The organism is Streptomyces flaveolus (genome assembly GCF_014648815.1).
Taxonomy (GTDB): domain Bacteria; phylum Actinomycetota; class Actinomycetes; order Streptomycetales; family Streptomycetaceae; genus Streptomyces; species Streptomyces flaveolus.
The window spans coordinates 366,601-386,430 of sequence record NZ_BMRV01000007.1 but is presented as its reverse complement, the minus strand read 5'-3'; the positions used below and the strand labels follow the sequence as shown (position 1 = coordinate 386,430).

Here is a 19,830-nt window from a genome sequence, read left to right as displayed (position 1 = left end):
GGAAATACGTGCAGCTGGGGCCCGCACCCCGAGGGATGCGGGCCCCAGCTGCACACGTACGCGTCAGCGTCAGGCGATGACGATGTTCTCGGCCGTCGGGCCCTTCTGGCCCTGCGCGATGTCGAAGGTCACCTTCTGGCCTTCGAGCAGCTCACGGAAGCCCTGGGCGGCAATGTTCGAGTAGTGGGCGAACACGTCGGCGCCGCCACCGTCCTGCTCGATGAAGCCGAAGCCCTTTTCCGCGTTGAACCACTTCACGGTACCAGCAGCCATGTCATTTCTCCTTTGGGGCAGTGCCTCGGCGTCCGCACTGCGCGGACGCCGTGTCGCCGCGATGATCACCCCGCCCGGAAAAAGACCGGATGGACAAAAGCACTTCCGGTGGCACAGGACCGACCGGGAGCACTTGAAGTTTCGGGAACCACAACTGCAACTGAGATCGACAGTAGCACGCCGCAGCGGCTTGTGTGCGGTGAAAAATTCCACTCCACTTATTACGGCAGAGAATCTGTCTGCACGTTCCGTCAAAACCTCTGCCCACGGGCACAGCTATTGATTGAGCCGGGGCGCAGCGTTCCGGGCGGCCCGGGGCGCGCGGGGACCGGCCCACCGGGCACGGCACCTTCCTGATGCGTAATACTCTCCACATGACTCCGAGCATTACGCCCACGTCTGGTGCGCTCGCCGTGCGACGAGCCGTCGCGCGGGACGGCAAGCGGCTCACGCGGCTCGTGCGTGGCTCACGCGCCTACGGGGGCCCGTACGCGGCGATGGTCGCGGGCTACCGCGTCGGGCCCGACTACATCGAGGCCCACCGGGTCTTCGTGACCGTCGACACCGACGACCCCACGGGGCGGGTGCTCGGTTTCTACTCCCTGCTCCTCGCGCCGCCGGAGCTGGATCTGCTCTTCGTCGCCGACGAGGCGCAGGGCCGAGGGATCGGGCGGCTGCTCGTCGAGCACATGAAGTCCGAGGCGCGCGCGGCGGGGCTGGACCGCGTCCGCGTGGTGTCGCATCCTCCGGCCGAGGGGTTCTACCGCAGCGTCGGCGCGCGGCCGACCGGGACCGTCTGCGCGAATCCGCCCGCGGTGGCGTGGGACCGGCCCGAGCTGGAATTCCTGATTCCGTAATTGCCGACCGGCGGCGTATCTCCCATTTTCGAACACGTTCAACAACGGCATTGACATCAGTGGTGCGTCAATCGCGAGGATCTTGTTGTTGGACCTGGCGTGCCGGGTGGCGGAAAGCTGAGGGCCTCGCCGCAGGCCGGCGATCAGGCGTGTCAAGAGAGGCAGTTTCCATGGATGTCTTCAAGACGAGGAACGGTGCGGCCCGGGGCTTCCGGGCCTCCGACGACGTCGTTGCCGTCCTCGGCATCCCCTATGCCGCACCGCCGTTCGGCGCCAATCGGTTCCGGGCACCTCTCCCCGCACCGGCATGGACGGGAGTGCGGGACTGCACGGACTTCGGCCCCGTCGCCCCGCAGTCGGCGCAGCTGCCCGGCGCGCCCGTGTGGTCACCGGGCGACGAGGACATCCTCACCGTCAACGTGTGGACACCGGTTCCGGAAGGAGGCCGCCTGCCCGTCCTGGTGTGGATCCACGGCGGTGCGTACACCTTCGGATCCTCGGCTCAGCCCGACTTCGACGGGACGGTCCTGGCAGGCTCCGGGCTCGTCGTGGTCACCCTCAATCACCGTCTCGGCTTCGAGGGCTTCGGCCACGTCCCGGGTGGCGAAACGACCGGCCACCCGGACAACCGGGGCCTGCTCGACCAGATCGCGGCCCTGCGCTGGGTGCGGGAGAACATCGCCGGGTTCGGTGGCGACCCCGACAACGTCACGGTCGCCGGCCAGTCCTCCGGTGCCGCGTCAGTGGCCTGCCTGATGGTGATGGACCGCGCCCGCGGCCTGTTCCACCGCGCCATCGCCCACAGCCCCGCCAGCCCCTGCTACACGCCCGGCATCGCGGGGGCGACCACGCGTGAAGTCGCCGAGGCAGCAGGCTGCCCCGCCACGCGCGAAGGCCTGACGGCAGCGAGTCCCCAGGCACTGGTCGCCGCTTCCGACCGGGTCGTCGAGGACTACCGGCGGGACCCCGCCTCCGGGTCCCGTCACTACGACCCTTCGCTCTACGCTCCGGTCCTCGACGGTGACGTCCTGCCCGGCGATCCCCTCACGAGAATGTCCACCGGAGTGGCCCGGGACGTGGACCTGCTGGTCTGTCACACCACGGAGGAGTACTGGTTGCTCGATGCCGTGGGCAGCAGCGCGAAGATCACCACCGATGCGCAACTGGCGTGCTTCGCCGAAGACTTCGGCCTTCCTGAGGACCTGGTGGCCGGCTATCGCGCCGTGATGCCCTCCGCGCCGGTGCTCGATGTCTACCTCGCCGTCTTCGGCGATCTGCTGTTCGGCGAGTACAGCAACCGACTCGCCGAGGTTCACGGCCGAGCCGGCGGCCGGGCTTACCTGGCGCGCTTCGATCGCGGGGGAGCCGGGCCGAACGGTGTGGTGCGGGCATGGCACTGTGCGGACGTCCCCTTCGCCTTCGGCAACGTCGATGACGACCGTCTCGCTTTCCTCATCGGGGGCGCCCCCACCCCCGAGGACCATGACCTGGCACACCGCATGGTGCGGGCATGGGCGGACTTCGCGGCGACCGGTGACCCGGGCTGGCCATCGGTCGACAGCTCCGCCACCCACGCGAGGACATGGTCCACCGACGCCCACCCGACCGCCGACAGGCCCGCCGCACCGCGTGCCCTCTGGGCCGAGGTCGGCTTTCCGGTCCTGTATGCGTGAGGGGAAGCCACGGCGGCCCGTTCCTCGCCCGCCGGATCGCCGAGGCGACCCGGGCTGTCGGAGGCGAGGGACCGCCTCCTGGTTCGCCTGGGCGGGGGGTCAGTCGCAGAATGCCTTGTCCAGGAGCGCGTCGACGGCGTCGTCGGGATCACCGCGGAAGTCGGGCGTGAGCGCGATCGTGACCTGGCGGCGCCGGTCCCCCGTGGAGAACGACCAGGACTGATACGCCAGGGCATCACCGTCGTTGCCGTAGACACGGGCCCCGCACGAGGTGTCCCGCCATCGCAGCCCCAGCCCGTACGTCCCGTCTGTGACACCTGGTGTCTTCATCTCGTCGAGCAGGCGACCCGGCAGGAGGCGCCCATCGAGCAGTGCGGCCATGAAACGGTTGAGATCACTTGTCGTGGAGATCATCTCGCCACCCGCGCCCATCACCGACGGATTCATCTCGGTGATGTCGACGAGACGCTTCTCGGTGCCCTGCTGTATCGGCACGTAGCCGTGCGGGTGCGGTCCGTGAAGGTGCGGGGACGCCCCCGGCAGCGAGGTGCCGCGCAACCGCAGGGGCCGGACGATCCGGCGCTCGGTCTCCTCGCCGTACGGCCGGCCGGTCACTTCCTCGATGATCCGGCCGAGGAGGAGGTAGCCGGTGTTGGAGTACGCGTAGTCGGATCCCGGTGGTTCGAAGGTCGGCGGGTCGGCCACCGCCCGCTGCAGCAGTTCGGCCGCGGACCAGGTCCGCAGGCGGTTGTCCAGGAACTCCGGCCTCGGCGGCATCGGCAGCGTGCGACGGTAGTCGGGCACCCCGCTCGTGTGGTTGAGCAGATGCCGCACGGTGATCCGGTGACCGTCGGGGACGGCGCCGGGCAGCCACGCCTCGACCGTGTCGTCCAGCTCCAGCCGGCCTTCGGCCACGAGTTGCAGGGTGACGGTGGCGACGAACGTCTTCGTGAGGCTGCCCACCCGGAACCGGCCGTGTGCCGGGACCTCCCGCGTCGTGCCCCGTTCGGCGACCCCGCTGGTGCCGCGCCACACGCCGTCCTCGTCCCGCACCTCCATCAGCGCGCCCACGGCGCTCCTGGCGGTGATGTCGTCCAGTCCTTCCTGCAGTCCGGCGCGATGCGCTCGCTCCGACCCGGCAAGGGCGGCGGTCGGCGCCGCGAGCAGCGTCAACGCCGTCGTCACCGTCACCAGCACCCGATGCACGCGCTTCATCCCGACCTCCCGATGAGTAAGGCGGCCGACTCGCATCCGTCCCCGTGGCAAGGTCCGCGGTGCGATCGGGCCCGTAGGCAAGGAGCTTGCTGGAGCGGGCGGGCAACCGCGATGGGGCTCAGCGCCGTATCCGGCCGGGGGGTACCCCCACTGCTGGGGCGTCGTGCGGCCGGGCCCAGCGTGACGGGGCTCTTCTCGGCGGCACGGACCCGCGCTGCCTCGGGGCGGCGTCTACGCTGTAGACACGTGCCGGCCTCGGGAACCCGGGAGGTGTGCCGTGCCCCGCACTCACCACTTCCACCTCGACGTGGGCAGCCACTCCGTCACGGTGCAGACCCGCCACGCAGCAGCCGAAGCCGAGCTGCTGGTGGACGGCAAGGTGGTCGGCTACCAGCGGACACAGCACCGCAAAGACACACTGACGCTCACGGCCGAGCTACCCGACGACCCGCCCCGCCCGTTCGAAGTCACTCTCCACACCGGCCGGACCGCGGAGCGTTCCGCCACATGCATGATGGAGATCGCCGGACGCAGGCACCCCATGACTGAGATACCGCTGGGCCGATCCGACAGCACCCTGCCCCCGGGGCCCCGGCCCGCACTGCGCTCGGCGCGCAGAGTCCTGCGCAGCCTCCTGCGACGTACCCACCGCTGGTAGCCCGCAGTACGGCAAGGTCCCGGGCTTCTTGGCACACGATGCGTGTTGTCGCAGGTCAGCGCGCCTTTCCTCGCGGCTTCAGGGGCGCGTTCGGCAGCTCTGGCGCCGGCAGTGGTGCTCCGTCGTATCCCTGCACCTCGCCGAAACGGGTCGTCCCGTTCGTCCAGTCCTCCCGGGCCCGCACGATCTCCTCGTGCGACCGGCCGATGAAGTTCCACCACATGATGATCTCCTCGTCGAACGGCGTCCCGCCGAGCAGCACCGTGCGCGCCGGCTCGTCGGACTCGTTGCGGAGCGTCAGTGTGCCGGTGCCGGGACGCACGTAGCCCAGTTCCGCCGGGCGCAGCGGGGTGCCGGCCAGACGGACGTCCCCGCGGTCCACGAGGAGGCCGTGTTCGAAGTGGGGGTCCACGGTCAGGGCGAGCGAGGCGTGCGGTGCGAGGGTGATCTCGGCGCCGAGGAGGGGCGTGAAGGTCGGCACGGGGGAGACGGCGCCCGCCAGCCGGCCCAGGAACACCCTGACCTCGGCGCCGTCGGTCAGCACGGGCTCGGGCACGTGGTGCCGGAAGTCGCGTGCGGTGTGCCGGTGTTCGTCCGGGAGGGCCACCCACAGCTGTACGCCGTGCAGGACCGTGGTCCGCGGGGTGGAGACCTCCGAGTGGCTGATGCCGTGCCCGCCGGTCATGAGGTTCAGCTCGCCGGGCCGCACCAGGGCGTGGCTGCCGAGGCTGTCCCGGTGTTCGATCTCGCCGCTGAACAGCCAGCTCACCGTCTGCAGTCCGGTGTGCGGATGCGGGGCGACGTCCATGCCCCCGGTGAGGGCGACGTCGTCGGGACCGTAGTGGTCGACGAAGCACCACGCGCCGATGAGGGTCCGGGTCCGTTGCGGCAGCGTGCGCCGGACCGTCATGGCGCGCGGACCGCCCAGCGGCACGTCGCGCGGCGTGAGCACCTCGACCCGTGTCGCGTCCGGGCCCTCACCCTCGTCCACCGCTCCACAGCGGACTTCCGCGGGGCTTGTTTCGACATTGCTCATGGAGAAGCACCTCCCGTCATCATGATATTTTCACATTCAACTATCCGCCATTGTGGCCCATGCCGTCCATGCCGGCCGCGTCCGAAGGAGCCCCAGGTTGAGCAGCCCCCTGCCGATGTCCGAGGACCGACGGATCTTCATCGACAAGCAGAGCCCCGAGCCTTACCAGGCCCTGGTGCACACGTCGGAGGCGGTCCGCGCGGCGGCCGCCGCAGCGGGATTCGACCGGCTCCTGGTGGAACTGGTCAACCTGCGCGTCTCCCAGATCAACGGCTGCGCGTACTGCCTGGACGTCCACACCCGGGCCGCCCTTCGCGCGGGTGAGACCACGCAGCGCCTCGGGGTGCTGGCCGCCTGGCGGGAGACCGAGCTGTTCACCCCCGTGGAACGCGCGGCCCTCGCCCTGGCCGAGGCGACGACCCGGCCGGCCGACACCGCCGCGCGCGACGCCGCCGCGACGGCCGCCCGCGAGGTGCTCACCGACGACCAGATCTCGGCGGTGATCTGGGTGGCGGTCACCATCAACGCCTTCAACCGGGTCTCCGTCATGAGCAGGCACCCGGTGCGGAGGGAACGCTGACAGGCCGACGGTCGGTCCCGGCCGGTGCGGACGTCCGACCGCGAGGCTAGGCCCGGGCAGGACCCGGCGTGTGCCTCCCGGCGCACGGCCGCCGTTCCCGGAGCGCACCGCCGGCGAGCACGGCGGCACGCGGTGCGCTCACGCACACGGCCGTGTGCGCTGCCGGACAACCGCCCGCCGCTTCCCGCGCCTGACGTCCCTCGGGAACGTAGGGCACAGCACCGCAGGAGGCGGCCATGACCACCAGCAAGCCCCCGAGCAGCCAGCCGTGGCTGCACCAGAAGGGCGCGGTCATCCAGGAGTTCGGCACCGTCAAGCAGTTCCCCCTCGGACTGTCGTACGACGCCCGCATGTACTCCTGCCAGCGGCTGAACAAGGTCCTGGCCGACACCCAGATCCTCTACGGCCTGTACAAGAAGCACCACTGGCTCCTGCGCGGCGCGACCTTCTACCAGCTGCATCTCCTCCTCGACAAGCACGCCGGGGAGCAGCTGGAACTCGTCGACACCGTCGCGGAGCGGGTCCAGACGCTGGGCGGGGTCGCGGTGGGAGACCCCCGGCACGTCGCGGAGATCACCTCGATCCCGCGTCCGCCGGACGGTGTGGAGGAGGTCCCGGCCATGCTCTCCCGCCTGCTCCAGGCCCACGAGACCATCCTGACCCAGGCCCACGACGCGGCGTCCCGGACCGCCGAGCTGGGCGACGACGGCACCAACGACCTCCTGGTCTCCCAGGTGATCCGCACCGGCGAACTGCAGGCGTGGTTCCTGGCCGAGCATCTGGTCGACACGCCCCTCGTACGGGCCTGACGTGCGCAGGGGGCCGGCGTCAGGAACCGGTCGCGGTCCGCTGCGCCCGGCCCAGCGCCTCCTCCGGTGTCTGCTCACCCGTCAGCGCGGACTGGATCGCCGTGTAGATCCCGGTCGCCGCGTCGGGCCAGTCCACGCCGAGCCGGCTGGTCCGGGAGCGGGCTCCCTGGACGCTCTCGACGAAGGCCGACATCGAGGGGACCCGGTCGGCGTACCGGGCGGCCACCGCGGGGCGCGAGGGCACGGTGTACCGCTGCTCGGCCTGGTCCAGCATGGTCCGTGAGTCGTTCAGGCACGCGAGCACCTGCGCGGCCTTCTCCTGCCGGGCGGTGGACGCGCTCTCGGGAACGGTCCACACCTCACCGCCGATCGGTGTGACCGGAGACTGGCCCGCCCTCGGGACGGGAACCGGCGCCATCCCCCAGTTCAGGCCCTCGGTCTTGTTCATGGCGGGGATCCGCCAGGGCCCGTTGATCATCATCGCCGTCCGGCCGGCGACGAACTGGTCGTGGAGGTCGGCCTGGTTCCAGTTCAGCACGGACTTCGACATGGAGCCGCTCTCGACCAGGTCGGCCCACAGCCGCAGTGCCTGTCCGGCCTGCGGGGAGTCCAGCCGCCGCTCGTCCCCGCCGTTGGACCACAGGAAGGGCAGGAACTGCCAGGCGGCCTCGAAGGTGGCGTCGGCGTCGACCGCCATGCCGTACCGGCCCGGGCGGGTCAGTTCGGCGGCCGCCGCCTTCAGCTCGTCCCAGGTCCCGGGCACCGCCACGCCGGCCTCGGACAGGGCGTCCTTGTCGTAGAAGAGGACGACCGTGCTGACGGTCGGCGCCAGCCCGTACACCTTCCCGTCGTAGGTGCCAGCCGACAGGATCGCCTCGCCGAAGCCGTCGAAGTCGATGCCGTACCGGTCCAGCGGCGTCAGCGCCCCGGTCTCCGCGATCTGCTGCAGGTCGGCGTTGTCCAGCATCAGCAGGTCGGGCAGGGTCCGCGACGACGCCCGCCGCAGCACCGTCGGGACGAGCGACGGACCGGGAACGCTCGTGTGCTCGACCTTCACCCCGGCGGCCTTGCCGCAGGCGTCGAGCCATCCGCTCCACTGCGCGTGTTCGGTGTCGTCGGTGTAGTAGTCGAGCGCGGTGATGGAGGTGACCTCGCCCCCGGCGGCCGCCGTGCCGGGCGTGGGGCCGCAGCCGGTGGCGGCCAGCAGCAGGGCGACGGTTCCGAAGAGGCCGGCGATACGCCGTGCCGCCGGTCCGGCAGGTGAGGTCATGGTGCTTGCTCCCGCGTGACGTGCATGTCCCGATTGCCGGTCCCGGGAGGTGACGAGTGGTTTCGGGCCCTCCGTGACGGCTCGGTCAGCGTAGACGCCGCGAGGGAGGTGTGTGTGACCGCCCTGTGAACAACGGGCATGCTCCCGTCCGGCGGTGCGGGCGGGCATCGCGTGAACGTACCAGGCGCTCCGTTCAGTCCTCGCGCAAGGCCATGACGACATGGGCGAGTTGGACCCGGGAGTCGACCGACAGCTTGCGGAAGGCGGAGGTCAGGTGTGTGTTGATGGTGTGCGGGGAGACGACGAGCCGGTCGGCGGCCGACCGGTTGGTGTGGCCCTCGGCGATGAGGCGGGCGACCTTCTTCTCGGAGGCGGTGAGCGCCTCCCATCCCTGGACGGGCCGCTGCCTGATCACCGCTCGAGGGCCGCCCGCGTCCGCGGCGCCCCGGTCCCGCAGCACCCGTGCCGCCGCCGCGTGTGCGCCGGACGCGGCGAAACCGAGCGACGGCGTCGACTGCCGGTGCGTCGGGGCGGTTCCGGCAGGTACGGACGACGTGCCGGGCACCCACCATGGTACTGACCTGGGCGAACACCTGGGGGGACAGGCTCCTCGCCGCGAACCTGCCGGCCTCAGGCCGCCGCGGCCCGAGGCACCACGCGCCCGCGCCGTACCGGGGCAGCCGTACGGGGCTTCGGCAGCACGGAGTCACGCCACTCGCCGGGGGACATTCCGTAGGCGGCCCGGAAGACCCGGCTGAAGTGGGTGGGGTTGGTGAACCCCCACCGGCGGGCCACCGCGGCGACGGTCCGGTCCGCCGCGTCCCGGCGGGCCAGCTCGCGCCGGCACTCCTCCAGCCGGCGGCGCTGGATCCACCGTCCGACGGTGGTGTCCTCGGCCTGGAAGAGCCGGTGCAGGTAGCGCACGGAGATGTGGTGAGCGGCGGCGACGGCCTCCGGTGACAGAGTGGGGTCGGCGAGGTGCCGGTCGATGTGGTCCCGGATGCGCGTCAGCCACACCTGGGCCGCTGTCGGCGCCTCGGCCGCCTCCCCCGCCGCTCGCTCCTCGATCAGGACCGTCAGCAGGTCGACGATGCTGCGGGCCAACACCTCGCCCGTGCCCGCCGGGCAGACCGCGGTCGTGTCCGCGAGCCGGCCGAGCAGGGGCGGCAGCAGCGAACCGAGCAGGGTGTCCGGGCCGATGGCGGTCGCCGTGAGCCGTCGCAGGTCGGCCTCCCGCAGACCCATGAGCCGGCGCGGCAGGACGAGGGACGTCCACCGGAACGGCTGGTGGAACGTGATCCGGCTCGGACGCGCGGCGTCGCAGAAGACGACCTCGCCCGGACGCAGGTGGATCTCACGGCCGTCCTGCTCGACGTCGGCGTCACCGCCGTCCAGGAGCATGACGACCAGGTACTCGTCGTCCCCCGGGGCGATCAGCCGTGCGGCCCACGGCCCCGGCGAGGGATCGCCGACCGCCGTGACGACCCTCAGACAGCCCAGCCGGGCCGTGGTGCGAACGGTGCCCGACGGCCGCGCGAGCGGTTCCGGTGGGGATGAATCCGGCAGCATGGTCTCCGCCCTTTTCGGTCAGTGTGTCTGGTGCACACCGTGCCAAGGGGGACGGGTCGAGCACATCGCGTGAATCCGCTGGATTCGCGCATCGCCGCCGGCCGCCCGGGGCGGGCCGGGTGTCAGCGGCGGGTGACGGGGTCCAGGGCCAGCGTCGCGAAGGTCGCCAGCCAGTGGTCGGTGGTGAAGTCGCCGCGCTCCACGGCCGGCAGGCCCGCCGCGAGGTGCGCCCCGGCCGCCGCGCCCAGACGGCCGCGGACCGGTCCGTCGGGCAGGGCCTGCGCGAGGGAGCGCAGCGCGGCCGCCCTGCTGAGGGTCAGGCCGAGCAGGTGGCCGATCTGCGGGTCGGCGTGATCGGAGACGACCGGGACGTCCAGCAGCGGACAGGGGGCACCGGAGCCGAGCGCGGGCAGGAAACGGTCGAGCCACGGTGTGAACTCGTCCTCCGGGAGCACCCGGCGCACCGCGTCGGCCTCGCTCAAGGCCGGGGACAGGAAGTCCTGTCCCGAGGGCTCCCAGTGCGCGGGCGCGTCGTGGTCGTCGGCGAACCAGGACAGCAGACGTCCCCGTACGGCCCGGTCGGTCATCGCCGACAGCTCTCCCGAGTCGAGTGCGAGGCCCAGCGCGAAGGCGCTGTTGGGGTGGTTGCCGTGGCGTACGGGATAGGTGGCCTTCGGCAGCCAGTCGGCCAGCAGCCGGTCGACGACGGCGACGGCCGGTTCCAGAGCCCGGGTCCAGCGGGCGCCCTCCGGGCCCCGGTACGCGCGGCACTCGGCGGCGAGCGCGAGCAGCCAGGCCCAGCCGTAGGGCCGCTCGAAGGAGGGGTGGTCGCGGAGGTAGGCGGCCTCGACGCCGAGGTTTCCGGCGGTCAGGTGCCGGTCGAGTACGTCGACGGCCGTCCCGGTGTCCGGCAGGGCGGGCGTGCCGCCGTGGCGGCGCAGCAGACGGACGAGCAGCCAGTGCATGTGCACCGAGGAGTGCCAGTCGTAGGCGCCGTAGAAGGCCGGATGCAGGGACCGTGGCTCGACGCGCTCGTCGGCGGAGAGGGTCAGGTGGGCCGGGAAGTTGGGGTACTCACGGGTGATGTTGGCGAGGGCGAGCCGCGCGAAGGGGGCGGCGTGGGTGCTGAGCGGCATCAGTGGGTGGCTCCCTCGGTGACTTTCAGGTCCTGTTCGGCCGGCGTGCGGGCGGCGGTGGCCAGCAGGGCGCGCAGGCCGTGGGCGACGGTGGCGGGCGGCAGGGACGGCGCCTGGCCGTCGGGGACCTGCTCCGGCGCCCAGGGGACGTGGGCGAACCCGCCCCGGACGTGCGGGAACTCCGTGGCGATGAGGTGACCGAGGCCGTAGGCGACGTGGTTGCACACGAAGGTTCCGGCGGTGTTGGAGAGGGCGGCGGGGACTCCGGCCTCGCGCATCGCGGCGACGCAGGCCTTGACGGGGAGGGTGGCGAAGTAGGCGGCGGGGCCGCCCGGGACCACCGGTTCGTCGATGGGCTGCCGGCCCGCGTTGTCGGGGATGCGCGCGTCGTCGACGTTGATGCCGACGCGCTCGACGGTCACGCCGGGGCGCCCGCCCGCCTGCCCCAGGCAGAGCACCAGGTCGGGGGCGGTCGCGCGGACGGCGTCACGCAGGGCGTCGAGGGAGTCGCCGAACACGCAGGGCAGTTCGGCGGCGGTGACCGAGAGCCCGGCGGGCGGTTCGGCGGCCACCAGGGACGCCGCCTGCCAGGACGGGTTCACGCGCTCGCCGCCGAAGGGGGCGAAGCCGGTGATGAGGACGCGGGTCAAGGCACTTCCTTACGGTGACGGGGCGGGCGGCACGGTGACGGGCGGGCGGCTCAGAAGGCGAAGACCGCCATGATCACGGTGCAGCAGACGAGGAGCGCGAGTCCCGTGGGCAGCTGGGCCTTGATCGGTCCGTACTGGTCCTTCAGTTCGAGCAGGGTGGCCGGGACGATGTTGAAGTTGGCGGCCATCGGCGTGCAGAGCGTGCCGGCGAAGCCGGCCAGCATGCCGATCGCGAGGACCGCGGGTTCGTTGCCGTGCATCTGCTGGATGAGCACCGGCCAGCCGATCGCCGCGGTCATCACCGGGAAGGCGGCGAAGGCGTTGCCCATGATGACGGTGAACAGGAACATGCCGACGCAGTACGCGATCACCGCGAGGTTCTTGGAGTCGTCGGGCAGGACCTTGTTCACCAGGTCGCCGACCTGGTCGCCGACTCCCGCCGCGGCGAAGATCGAACCGAGCACGGCCAGCAGCTGGGGCAGCAGCAGGGCGGAGCCCATGGCCTCCAGCATGGAGCGGCCGGAGTGGATCGGGACCGAGACCTTCTTCTCGCCGGTGACGATCATGCCGACGACCAGCGCGGCGACGCAGCCGAGGCCGAGTCCGAGGAGCGTGGCCTTGCCCGTCTCGAACAGGCCGGACTCGTCCAGCACGGAGGCACAGACGATGGCGACCAGGGGGATCGTCAGGGCGGGGATGAAGATCTTGCTGCCGAGCCGGGCCGCGGAGGCCTCACGCTGTTCGCCGGTGGTGGTGACCGGGACGCCCTTGCCGAGAAAGTTGAACCCGGCGAGCACGATCAGGGTGAGGACCGCGACGCCGAGCGGTTCGGCGGGCAGGGTCCAGCCGCCGTTGTCCGCGGTGGCGTTGGCGACGCCGGTGCCGTAGGGAAAGGTGAGTCCGAGCAGGCCCCAGAAGGCGGCGGACGTCCACCGCTTGGGGTTGCTGCGGTCGGTGGCCATCTGCACGGCCATGACGACGAAGACGAGGCCTATCAGCCAGTACAGCCATTCGACCTTGATCACTTCTCGGCCCCCTCGGGTAGCGGCAGGTCGTGCTCGGCGGCGGCGAGCGCCATCTCGCGCTCCAGCTGCCTGTCCATGAGCAGCAGGCGGGCGCCGTGGATGACGAAGGCGCAGACGGCGAGCGGGATCGCCCACAGGGCCAGCTGGGTCGGTTCGATGTCCTGGTGGTAGGTGGAGTTCACGAACCCGGTGATCAGCAGGATGGAGCCGATCGCGATGAAACAGTCCTCGCCGAAGAAGACGCCCACGGTGTCGGCCGACGCGGAGTAGGAGCGCACCTTCTCCCGCAGGCGGTCGGGCAGTCCGGCTCCCGTCGTGCGCTCGGCGGCGGCCTCGGCCATGGGCGCCACGAGCGGCCGCACGGTCTGTGCCGGGCCGCCGATGCTGTTCAGGCCGAAGGCCGCGGTGACCTGCCGGACCAGCAGGTAGACGGTGAGGAACCGGCCGGCGCTGAGCCTGCCCAGGCGGCCGATGAGACGGCGGGCCTGCTCGCGCAGGCCGTAGCGCTCGAGCAGCCCGATCACGGGGAGCACGATGGCGTAGACGGTGACCGAGCGGCTGTCGGCGAAGGACCGGCCGAAGGCCGCGAGGACCTCGAGCGGGTTCATCTTGCCGAGCAGTCCGGTGACGATTCCGGCGACGCCCACCACGAGGACGGGATTGCGGCGCGTGACGAATCCGAGGATCACCACGACCACACCGAGGAGAACGATCATTCGGTGGCCTTCTTCAGGCGTTGGGGGCGGGGCACGGACCCGGGAGTCTCGGAGTCGTCGCTTCGGCGGTCCGCGGACCACGACTCCGGGTACGTGGCAGATGCACGGACCCTAGACGATCGTTCAACGATCTAACAAGAGGTGACTTTCACCGTCCGACGGCCGACACGGACCCCGCTCGGCTCTTGTCGAATCGTTCAACAATCCCTTACGTTCGTTCTGTGATCGACCTCAACGCAGACCTCGGTGAAGGCTTCGGCCGCTGGACCCTCACCGACGACGACGCCCTGCTCTCCGTCGTCACCAGCGCCAACGTCGCCTGCGGTTTCCACGCGGGCGACCCCTCGGTGATGCGGCGCGTCTGCGACCTCGCCGCCGAGCGCGGGGTGCGCATCGGGGCCCAGGTGTCCTACCGCGACCTGGCCGGCTTCGGGCGACGCTCCATGGACGTGCCCGCCGGTGAACTCGCCGCCGAGGTCGCGTACCAGATCGGCGCCCTGAGGGTCTTCGCCGAGGCCGCCGGGGCGGAGGTGGCCTATGTGAAGCCTCACGGCGCGCTGTACAACCGCACCGTCCACGACGCGGAGCAGGCCGGCGCGGTGGTGGCGGGCGTGCGGCTGGCGGGCGGGGACCTGCCCGTCCTCGGCTTGCCGGGCTCGCGCCTGCTCGCCGCCGCCGAGGACGCCGGGCTCACCGGCGTGCCGGAGGCGTTCGCGGACCGCGCCTACACCCCCGGGGGCACCCTCGTCCCGCGCCGCGAGGCGGACTCCGTGGTGACGGACGAGAACGCGGTGGTGCGGCGGGCGCTGGCGTTCGCGGTGGACGGCGCGGTCGAGGCGGTGGACGGTACGAGCGTCGCGGTCGCCGCCCGCTCCCTGTGCGTCCACGGCGACACCCCGGGCGCGGCCCGGATCGCGACGCGGGTGCGCGCGGCGCTCGAAGCGGCCGGGGTCGGGGTCGGGGCCTTCGCATGACCGGGAACCCGCTGCTCACGGCCCGCCCCGCCGGGCGGCACGCACTCCTCGTCGAACTGCCCGACGCCGAGCGCACCGCTGCCTTCCACGCCGAACTGCTGCGCCGGCGCGCGGCGGGGAGCCTGCCGCCGGTGGAGGAGATCGTGCCGGGAGCACGGACCGTCCTGCTGGACGGAGTGCGGGACCCCGAGGCGCTGGCCCGCGGGCTCGCCGGCTGGGAGATACCGGCGGGCGCCGCGGACGACGGGGACGTGGTGGAGATCGCCGTGCGCTACGACGGACCCGACCTGCCGGACGTGGCGGCCCTGTGGGGAGTCGCCCCGCACGAGGTGGCGGCCCTCCATTCCTCCGGTACGTACCGTGTCGCGTTCTGCGGTTTCGCACCAGGCTTCGGCTACCTCACCGGACTGCCCCCGGAGCTGCACGTCCCCCGCCGCGCCACACCGCGGACCCGGGTCCCGGCCGGGGCGGTCGCCCTCGCCGGCCCCTACAGCGCGGTCTACCCCCGCTCCACCCCCGGCGGCTGGCAGCTGATCGGCACGATGCCGGACCCGAGCCGCCTGTGGGACCCGGACAGGGAACAGGCCGCACTCCTCACACCGGGCACCCGGGTGCGTTTCGTCGAGGCGGGGGGCGCGGCATGAACACCAAGCTCACGACCGTGCGCGCCGGCGCGCTGACCACGGTGCAGGACGCGGGCCGACGCGGCCACGCCCACCTGGGGGTTCCCCGCTCCGGTGCCCTGGACGCGTACGCGATGCGGCTCGCCAACCGGCTGGCCGGCAACGACGCCGACGCCGCCGTCCTGGAGACCACCCTGACCGGCTGCGCCCTGCGGTCCGACCGTGCCGTCACGGTCGTGGTCGGCGGGGCGCCCTGCCCGGTGACGGTGGACGGGCGGCCGGTGGCCTGGGGCGCGCCGGTCCGGGTGCCGGCGGGCGGCGTCCTGGACGTGGGGGCGGTGACCGCGGGCGTGCGGTCGTACGTGGCGGTCGCCGGCGGCATCGCCGTCGAACCTGTCCTGGGCAGCCGCTCCACGGACCTCCTCTCCGGGCTCGGTCCCACTCCCCTGCGCGACGGGGACGTCCTCCCGGTGGGCGTGCCCGCACGGCCGGCACCGTCCGTCGCCGCCCCCTGGCCGGGCCCGCCCGCCGAACTGATCCTCCCGGTGCGTCCCGGCCCCCGCGCCGACTGGTTCACCCCCGCCGCGCTGCACACGTTCACCTCGGCGACGTACCGCGTCTCGCCGCACAGCAACCGGATCGGCCTGCGCACGGAGGGGCCGCCGCTGCAACGGGCGTCGACGGGCGAACTGCCCAGCGAGGGCATGGTCCTGGGCGCCGTCCAGGTCCCGCCGGACGGACGTCCCGTGGTGTTCCTGCACGACCATCCGACGACCGGCGGCTACCCGGTGATCGCGGTCGTCACCGAAGGCGCCCTCTCCGCGGCGGCCCAGGCCGCGGTCGGGACACCGGTGCGCTTCACGCCGGGGTGACGCCGGCGCCGGCCACGTCGACCGTCTCGCGGCCTTCGCGGCGTATCCGCTCGGTCCCCCAGGCGCCGAGCGGCGCGAGCGCCTGGTTGAGGGTGTGCCCGTGCTCGGTCAGGGAGTACTCGACCCGCGGCGGTACCTCGGCGTACACCCTCCGGTGCACGAGACCGTCCGCCTCCATCTCACGCAGATGCTGTGTCAGCATCTTCTCGCTCACCCCCGGCAGACCGCGGCGGAGTTCGGCGAAGCGGCGTACGCGATGGGTGTCGAGCTCCCAGAGGATCAGTCCTTTCCACTTGCCGCTGACCACGTCGAGCGCGGCGTCGATGCCGCAGATGTAGGGCCCGCACCTCGGCGCCTCGGCCATCGCTGATCCCCTTACGAAAAGGTAAGTACCGCAGTAATTAGTGGGTACTTCCGAGCCTAGTCGTGCTCTCCGAGGATGGAGGGGTGAACGAACAACAGAACCGCACCACGAGGCAGAACAGCACTGTCACCGTGATCGGGCTCGGCCCGATGGGACAGGCGATGACCCGTACCCTCCTCGCCGCCGGCCACCGGGTCACCGTCTGGAACCGCACCGCCGGCCGGGCCGACGGCGTCGTCGCCGACGGGGCGACGCTCGCGCCGACACCCGGCGCGGCGGTCGAGGCGAGTGACCTCGTGATCCTCAGCCTCACCGACTACCAGGCGATGTACGACATCCTCGGCACCGCCACCGAATCGCTCGCCGGCCGAACGCTGGTCAATCTGAGCTCCGACACTCCCGACCGCACACGCGAGGCGGCGACCTGGGCGGCGGGCCACGGCGCCGCCTTCCTCACCGGAGGTGTCATGGTCCCCGCGCCGATGGTCGGCACGGAGGCGGCGTACGTCTTCTACAGCGGCCGCGACGAGGTGATGACCCGTCACCGGGAGACGTTGGCCCTGCTCGGGACGCCGAAGTACCTGGGTGAGGAACCGGGCCTCGCCCAGATGATGTACCAGGCTCAACTCGCGGTGTTCCTGACCACCTTGTCCGGTCTGATGCACGCCACCGCGATGCTGGGCACCGCGGGAATGAAGGCCGGGGAAGCCCTGCCGGAGCTGCTCTCCTTCACCGACTCCATCGGCGACATCCTGCGGGCGGGAGAGGAACACCCCGGTGCCGCGCTCGACGCCGGAGAGCATCCCGGCGACCTCAGCACGGTCACCATGATGGGTGCGACGTCCGACCACATCGTCGAGACCAGCACGTCACTCGGCCTCGACCTCGCGCTCCCCCTGGCCGTGCAGGCCCACTACCAGCGCGCGATCAAGGACGGACACGGCAGCGACAACTGGACGCGCATCATCGACAGCATCCGACAACCACGCTGACGACCCCCGCATGTCCCTGGCCCGCACCGGTCCGGCGGCCGGCGCCGAGCCGAAGGCCGCGTGGCGAAGGAGTCCCGCCCCGCGGCCTTCGGCGACGCCCCCGCCACCCGATGCAGAGCACCATCGTGAACGCGGTGGAGGAGGGCCAGGAGGTCCATCACAGCTCGACCCAGATCGTCTTGCCGCGAGCGGAGTGGCGCGTCCCCCAGCGCCTGCCGAGCCGTCCGACGAGGTAGAGGCCACGGCCCCCCTCGTCGGACTCGTCGGCGAGACGCAGGTGGGGTGCGACACTGGTGGAGTCCGTGACCTCGCAGGTGAGCGTGTCGTCGCGGATCAGACGCAGACCGATGCCGCCCTCGGCGTAACGCACGGCGTTGGTGACCAGTTCACTGACGATCAGTTCAGCGCCGGGGACGAGGTCGTCCAACCCCCATTCGGCCAGCGTGTCGGCGACCAGCCTCCGGGCCCTGGAGGCGCTCCGCGGGTCATCGGCCAAGGTCCAGCATCCGAGTTCGCGGGGGCCGAGGGCCCGGGTGCGGGCGAGGAGCAGCAACGCGTCCCCCTCGGGCCCGTCCGGCAGCACCCTGGTCACCAGCGTGTCGCACAGCTGCCGCAGCGGACGCTCGGAGGCCCGGGTCAGGTGGTCCCTGAGCACGGCCAGTCGATCGCCGTCTCCCCTTGTGCCGTACACCAGGCCCCGGTTGAACAGGGCGAGTACGGTGTCTGCCGCCAACTCGACGGTCGTCGACCCGTACGAGGCGGTCCCGCGGCCCAGTTCGGGCCCGGGGGTGAGGTCCAGAAGATACGGCCGCGTCTGTGGGGGCGCCACGACGGGCGGCGGGTGCGCCGCACTGACGGCCTCGCACCGCAGACTCGCCGGGTCGTACACGACGTACAGGCAGCTCGCCGGCGGAGTGTGCGGCGCGGAACCGCCGCCTTGCGGCTGGGAGTCCCGTGGCGTCTCGTCCAGAGAGACGGAGGCAGTCAACTCGTGCAACCGTGTCATGAGTTCGACGGGTTCCAGGTCCATCGCGGCGAACGCGTGAACGGCCGTGCGCAGCTGCCCCATCGCCGTGGCTGCGCGCAGCCCGCTGCCCCGCACCTCACCCGCCACCAACGCCACGCGGGCCCCCGACAGCGGAATCACATCGAACCAGGAGCCACCCGCCGCCACGGGGAGATACGCGTGGGCCGTCTCGACGGCACGCATCGCCGGCATGTGCCTCGGCAGCAGCTCCCGCTGCGCGATCCGCGCCAAGGTTCGCTCGCGCGTGTAGAGACGCGCGTTGTCGAGGCAGAGCGCGGCCCGCGCCGCCAGTTCCCCGGCAACACCGACGTCCGCGTCGTCGAACGGATCCGACTCCCCCGCGCGGTAGAACGCGGCAACGCCCAGCACCACGCCACGAGCGGCGAGGGGGACGATCAGGACCGAGTGCACGCCGGCTCTCCGGAACGCCGCCGCGCGGTCCGGGTCGTGCGACAGCCACGGTGCCGAGTCGTCACGGCCGAGATCGTTCATCACTCGGGGGGTCAGATCGGCGAGCACGTAGGCGTACGGCCGGCCCTGCCGCAGGACGCGCACGCCGCCCACCTCGTGCACACTGCTCCCGCTCGCTCGCCCTGCCGTCGCGAAGCCCGCCCGGCGGACGGTGACGGAGTCCAGGAGGGGCCCCGGCGGGGGAGCGTCACCGTGCAGGACGGCGTCGAGTACGTCGACGGCGGCTGCGTCCGCGAGCCCGGGAACAGCGCTCTCGGCCAGTTCCTGCGCGGTGCGGAACACATCCAGGGAGCTGCCGATCACCGAGTCCGCCCGTTCGAGCACACCCAGCCGCGTTTCGGCGCGCTCACGGGCCGTGCGGTCGGTCAGGGTCACGGCCAGCCCGAGCGTGCGGTGCTCCAGATGATGCAGGGGATAGGCCGAGAGGGACAGCGCACGCTTGCGTCGCTCCCGGCGGCCGAGGTGCACAGCACAGCGCAGATCGCGCACTGCCTCACCGGTCTCCAGGACCGTGTGCAGCGCCCGTCGCACGTCGGGAAGGGACAGACAGGCCTCCAGGGAGACGCTCTCGTCCGGGTCCGCCTGCGCCGGCGTGCCCTGGGTGCCGCTGCGGAAGCGCGGGCTGCGCAGGTCGGCATCCAGGATGTACAGGCCGACCGGCGCCTCGGCGCACACGATGTCGAGCAGCGCCGCCGCCGTCTCCACGCCCAGCTGTCGCGCCACGCCCGGAGGTAGCGACGTCGGCGGCCCGTAGCCCTGCGAGACCTTTGCATGTTCCACGACTGCGGATCTCCCGTGGTCTCCCCCGCCTCGGTCGCGTCTCTCCGTTCTCACGATGCCATGCGGAGGGCTGTTCCGCCTCACGCGCCGCAGTGCCCCGGACGGGTGCACTCACACATGGGCATCGGCGACGCGGTGAGCGAGACCGCTCGACGCTCCGCAGGTGCGTACGGCGGCATGGTGGCCGCGCGCATAGCCGGCCGCCGAACTATGGTGCCCCGCCACATGTGCCCCTGACCTGCGGCTTCCTACGGTGTGCC

21 protein-coding genes are annotated in these 19,830 nt (G+C 71.9%); 9 read left to right on the top strand and 12 right to left on the bottom strand.

What is annotated here, in order from left to right; translation table 11 throughout:
• Nucleotides 1-69 precede the first annotated feature (69 nt).
• On the bottom strand, nt 70-273 hold the full coding sequence (locus tag IEZ05_RS19520; RefSeq protein ID WP_048455366.1) for a cold-shock protein: 204 nt from the start codon (nt 271-273) through the stop codon (nt 70-72).
• 374 nt (nt 274-647) lie between these two features.
• On the opposite strand from IEZ05_RS19520, the gene IEZ05_RS19515 reads away from it, so the two are divergent.
• On the top strand, nt 648-1,130 hold the full coding sequence (locus IEZ05_RS19515) for a GNAT family N-acetyltransferase (RefSeq protein WP_189231422.1): 483 nt from the start codon (nt 648-650) through the stop codon (nt 1,128-1,130).
• A 170-nt stretch (nt 1,131-1,300) separates the two neighbouring features.
• Complete coding sequence (locus tag IEZ05_RS19510; RefSeq protein WP_189231421.1) at nt 1,301-2,803, top strand: carboxylesterase/lipase family protein; 1,503 nt, start codon at nt 1,301-1,303, stop codon at nt 2,801-2,803.
• Between the two features lie 99 nt (nt 2,804-2,902).
• On the opposite strand, the gene IEZ05_RS19505 is transcribed toward IEZ05_RS19510, so the two are convergent.
• Nucleotides 2,903-4,018, bottom strand: a complete 1,116-nt coding sequence (locus IEZ05_RS19505) for a serine hydrolase domain-containing protein (RefSeq protein WP_189231420.1) — start codon at nt 4,016-4,018, stop codon at nt 2,903-2,905.
• A gap of 277 nt (nt 4,019-4,295) precedes the next feature.
• On the opposite strand from IEZ05_RS19505, the gene IEZ05_RS19500 reads away from it, so the two are divergent.
• A complete protein-coding gene (locus tag IEZ05_RS19500; protein WP_189231419.1) occupies nt 4,296-4,676 on the top strand; it encodes a hypothetical protein in 381 nt (126 codons plus the stop codon).
• A gap of 55 nt (nt 4,677-4,731) precedes the next feature.
• On the opposite strand, the gene IEZ05_RS19495 is transcribed toward IEZ05_RS19500, so the two are convergent.
• Nucleotides 4,732-5,712 carry a pirin family protein gene (locus IEZ05_RS19495; RefSeq protein ID WP_189231418.1) on the bottom strand — a complete coding sequence of 327 codons (981 nt, stop codon included), beginning with the start codon at nt 5,710-5,712 and terminating at the stop codon, nt 4,732-4,734.
• A gap of 115 nt (nt 5,713-5,827) precedes the next feature.
• On the opposite strand from IEZ05_RS19495, the gene IEZ05_RS19490 reads away from it, so the two are divergent.
• Both IEZ05_RS19490 and IEZ05_RS19485 read left to right on the top strand, forming a co-directional pair.
• Nucleotides 5,828-6,292 carry a carboxymuconolactone decarboxylase family protein gene (locus tag IEZ05_RS19490; RefSeq protein ID WP_189231462.1) on the top strand — a complete coding sequence of 155 codons (465 nt, stop codon included), beginning with the start codon at nt 5,828-5,830 and terminating at the stop codon, nt 6,290-6,292.
• Nucleotides 6,293-6,528: 236 nt separating this feature from the next.
• The gene (locus IEZ05_RS19485; protein ID WP_189231417.1) at nt 6,529-7,101 is read left to right on the top strand and encodes a Dps family protein; all 573 of its coding nucleotides are present in this window, start codon (nt 6,529-6,531) and stop codon (nt 7,099-7,101) included.
• Between the two features lie 19 nt (nt 7,102-7,120).
• On the opposite strand, the gene IEZ05_RS19480 is transcribed toward IEZ05_RS19485, so the two are convergent.
• From IEZ05_RS19480 to IEZ05_RS19450, 7 genes are all read right to left on the bottom strand, one after another.
• Nucleotides 7,121-8,371 (bottom strand): sugar ABC transporter substrate-binding protein, encoded by a 1,251-nt coding sequence (locus IEZ05_RS19480; protein WP_189231416.1) that lies wholly within the window; start codon nt 8,369-8,371, stop codon nt 7,121-7,123.
• A gap of 193 nt (nt 8,372-8,564) precedes the next feature.
• Nucleotides 8,565-8,936 (bottom strand): response regulator transcription factor, encoded by a 372-nt coding sequence (locus IEZ05_RS19475; RefSeq protein WP_229869755.1) that lies wholly within the window; start codon nt 8,934-8,936, stop codon nt 8,565-8,567.
• A 65-nt stretch (nt 8,937-9,001) separates the two neighbouring features.
• A complete protein-coding gene (locus IEZ05_RS19470) occupies nt 9,002-9,940 on the bottom strand; it encodes a helix-turn-helix domain-containing protein (protein WP_189231415.1) in 939 nt (312 codons plus the stop codon).
• A 122-nt stretch (nt 9,941-10,062) separates the two neighbouring features.
• On the bottom strand, nt 10,063-11,076 hold the full coding sequence (locus tag IEZ05_RS19465) for a DUF2891 domain-containing protein (protein WP_189231414.1): 1,014 nt from the start codon (nt 11,074-11,076) through the stop codon (nt 10,063-10,065).
• Nucleotides 11,076-11,726, bottom strand: coding sequence for a pyroglutamyl-peptidase I (gene pcp / locus IEZ05_RS19460; RefSeq protein ID WP_189231413.1), 651 nt, complete (start codon nt 11,724-11,726; stop codon nt 11,076-11,078). The genes IEZ05_RS19465 and pcp overlap by 1 nt, the downstream gene beginning before the upstream one ends.
• Nucleotides 11,727-11,776: 50 nt before the next feature.
• Nucleotides 11,777-12,751 carry a DUF979 domain-containing protein gene (locus IEZ05_RS19455; RefSeq protein ID WP_189231412.1) on the bottom strand — a complete coding sequence of 325 codons (975 nt, stop codon included), beginning with the start codon at nt 12,749-12,751 and terminating at the stop codon, nt 11,777-11,779.
• Nucleotides 12,748-13,467 carry a DUF969 domain-containing protein gene (locus tag IEZ05_RS19450; RefSeq protein WP_189231411.1) on the bottom strand — a complete coding sequence of 240 codons (720 nt, stop codon included), beginning with the start codon at nt 13,465-13,467 and terminating at the stop codon, nt 12,748-12,750. Before IEZ05_RS19450 ends, IEZ05_RS19455 begins: the two co-directional genes overlap by 4 nt.
• Nucleotides 13,468-13,688: 221 nt before the next feature.
• On the opposite strand from IEZ05_RS19450, the gene IEZ05_RS19445 reads away from it, so the two are divergent.
• Genes IEZ05_RS19445 through IEZ05_RS19435 form a run of 3 tightly spaced genes read left to right on the top strand, consistent with a single transcriptional unit; the run spans nt 13,689 to nt 15,936 of the window.
• Entirely contained in the window at nt 13,689-14,441 is a 753-nt protein-coding gene (locus tag IEZ05_RS19445) for a LamB/YcsF family protein (RefSeq protein ID WP_189231410.1), read from the top strand.
• Entirely contained in the window at nt 14,438-15,085 is a 648-nt protein-coding gene (locus tag IEZ05_RS19440; protein ID WP_189231409.1) for a 5-oxoprolinase subunit B family protein, read from the top strand. The genes IEZ05_RS19445 and IEZ05_RS19440 overlap by 4 nt, the downstream gene beginning before the upstream one ends.
• On the top strand, nt 15,082-15,936 hold the full coding sequence (locus IEZ05_RS19435) for a 5-oxoprolinase subunit C family protein (protein WP_189231408.1): 855 nt from the start codon (nt 15,082-15,084) through the stop codon (nt 15,934-15,936). Before IEZ05_RS19440 ends, IEZ05_RS19435 begins: the two co-directional genes overlap by 4 nt.
• Here IEZ05_RS19435 and IEZ05_RS19430 read toward each other — a convergent pair.
• Nucleotides 15,923-16,300: a winged helix-turn-helix transcriptional regulator gene (locus tag IEZ05_RS19430; protein WP_189231407.1), complete on the bottom strand. Its 378-nt coding sequence runs from the start codon at nt 16,298-16,300 to the stop codon at nt 15,923-15,925. The genes IEZ05_RS19435 and IEZ05_RS19430 overlap by 14 nt on opposite strands.
• An 83-nt stretch (nt 16,301-16,383) precedes the next feature.
• On the opposite strand from IEZ05_RS19430, the gene IEZ05_RS19425 reads away from it, so the two are divergent.
• A complete protein-coding gene (locus IEZ05_RS19425; RefSeq protein ID WP_189231406.1) occupies nt 16,384-17,292 on the top strand; it encodes an NAD(P)-dependent oxidoreductase in 909 nt (302 codons plus the stop codon).
• A 157-nt stretch (nt 17,293-17,449) separates the two neighbouring features.
• Here IEZ05_RS19425 and IEZ05_RS19420 read toward each other — a convergent pair whose 3' ends face one another.
• Nucleotides 17,450-19,570: an ATP-binding SpoIIE family protein phosphatase gene (locus IEZ05_RS19420; RefSeq protein WP_189231405.1), complete on the bottom strand. Its 2,121-nt coding sequence runs from the start codon at nt 19,568-19,570 to the stop codon at nt 17,450-17,452.
• Nucleotides 19,571-19,830: the final 260 nt, after the last annotated feature.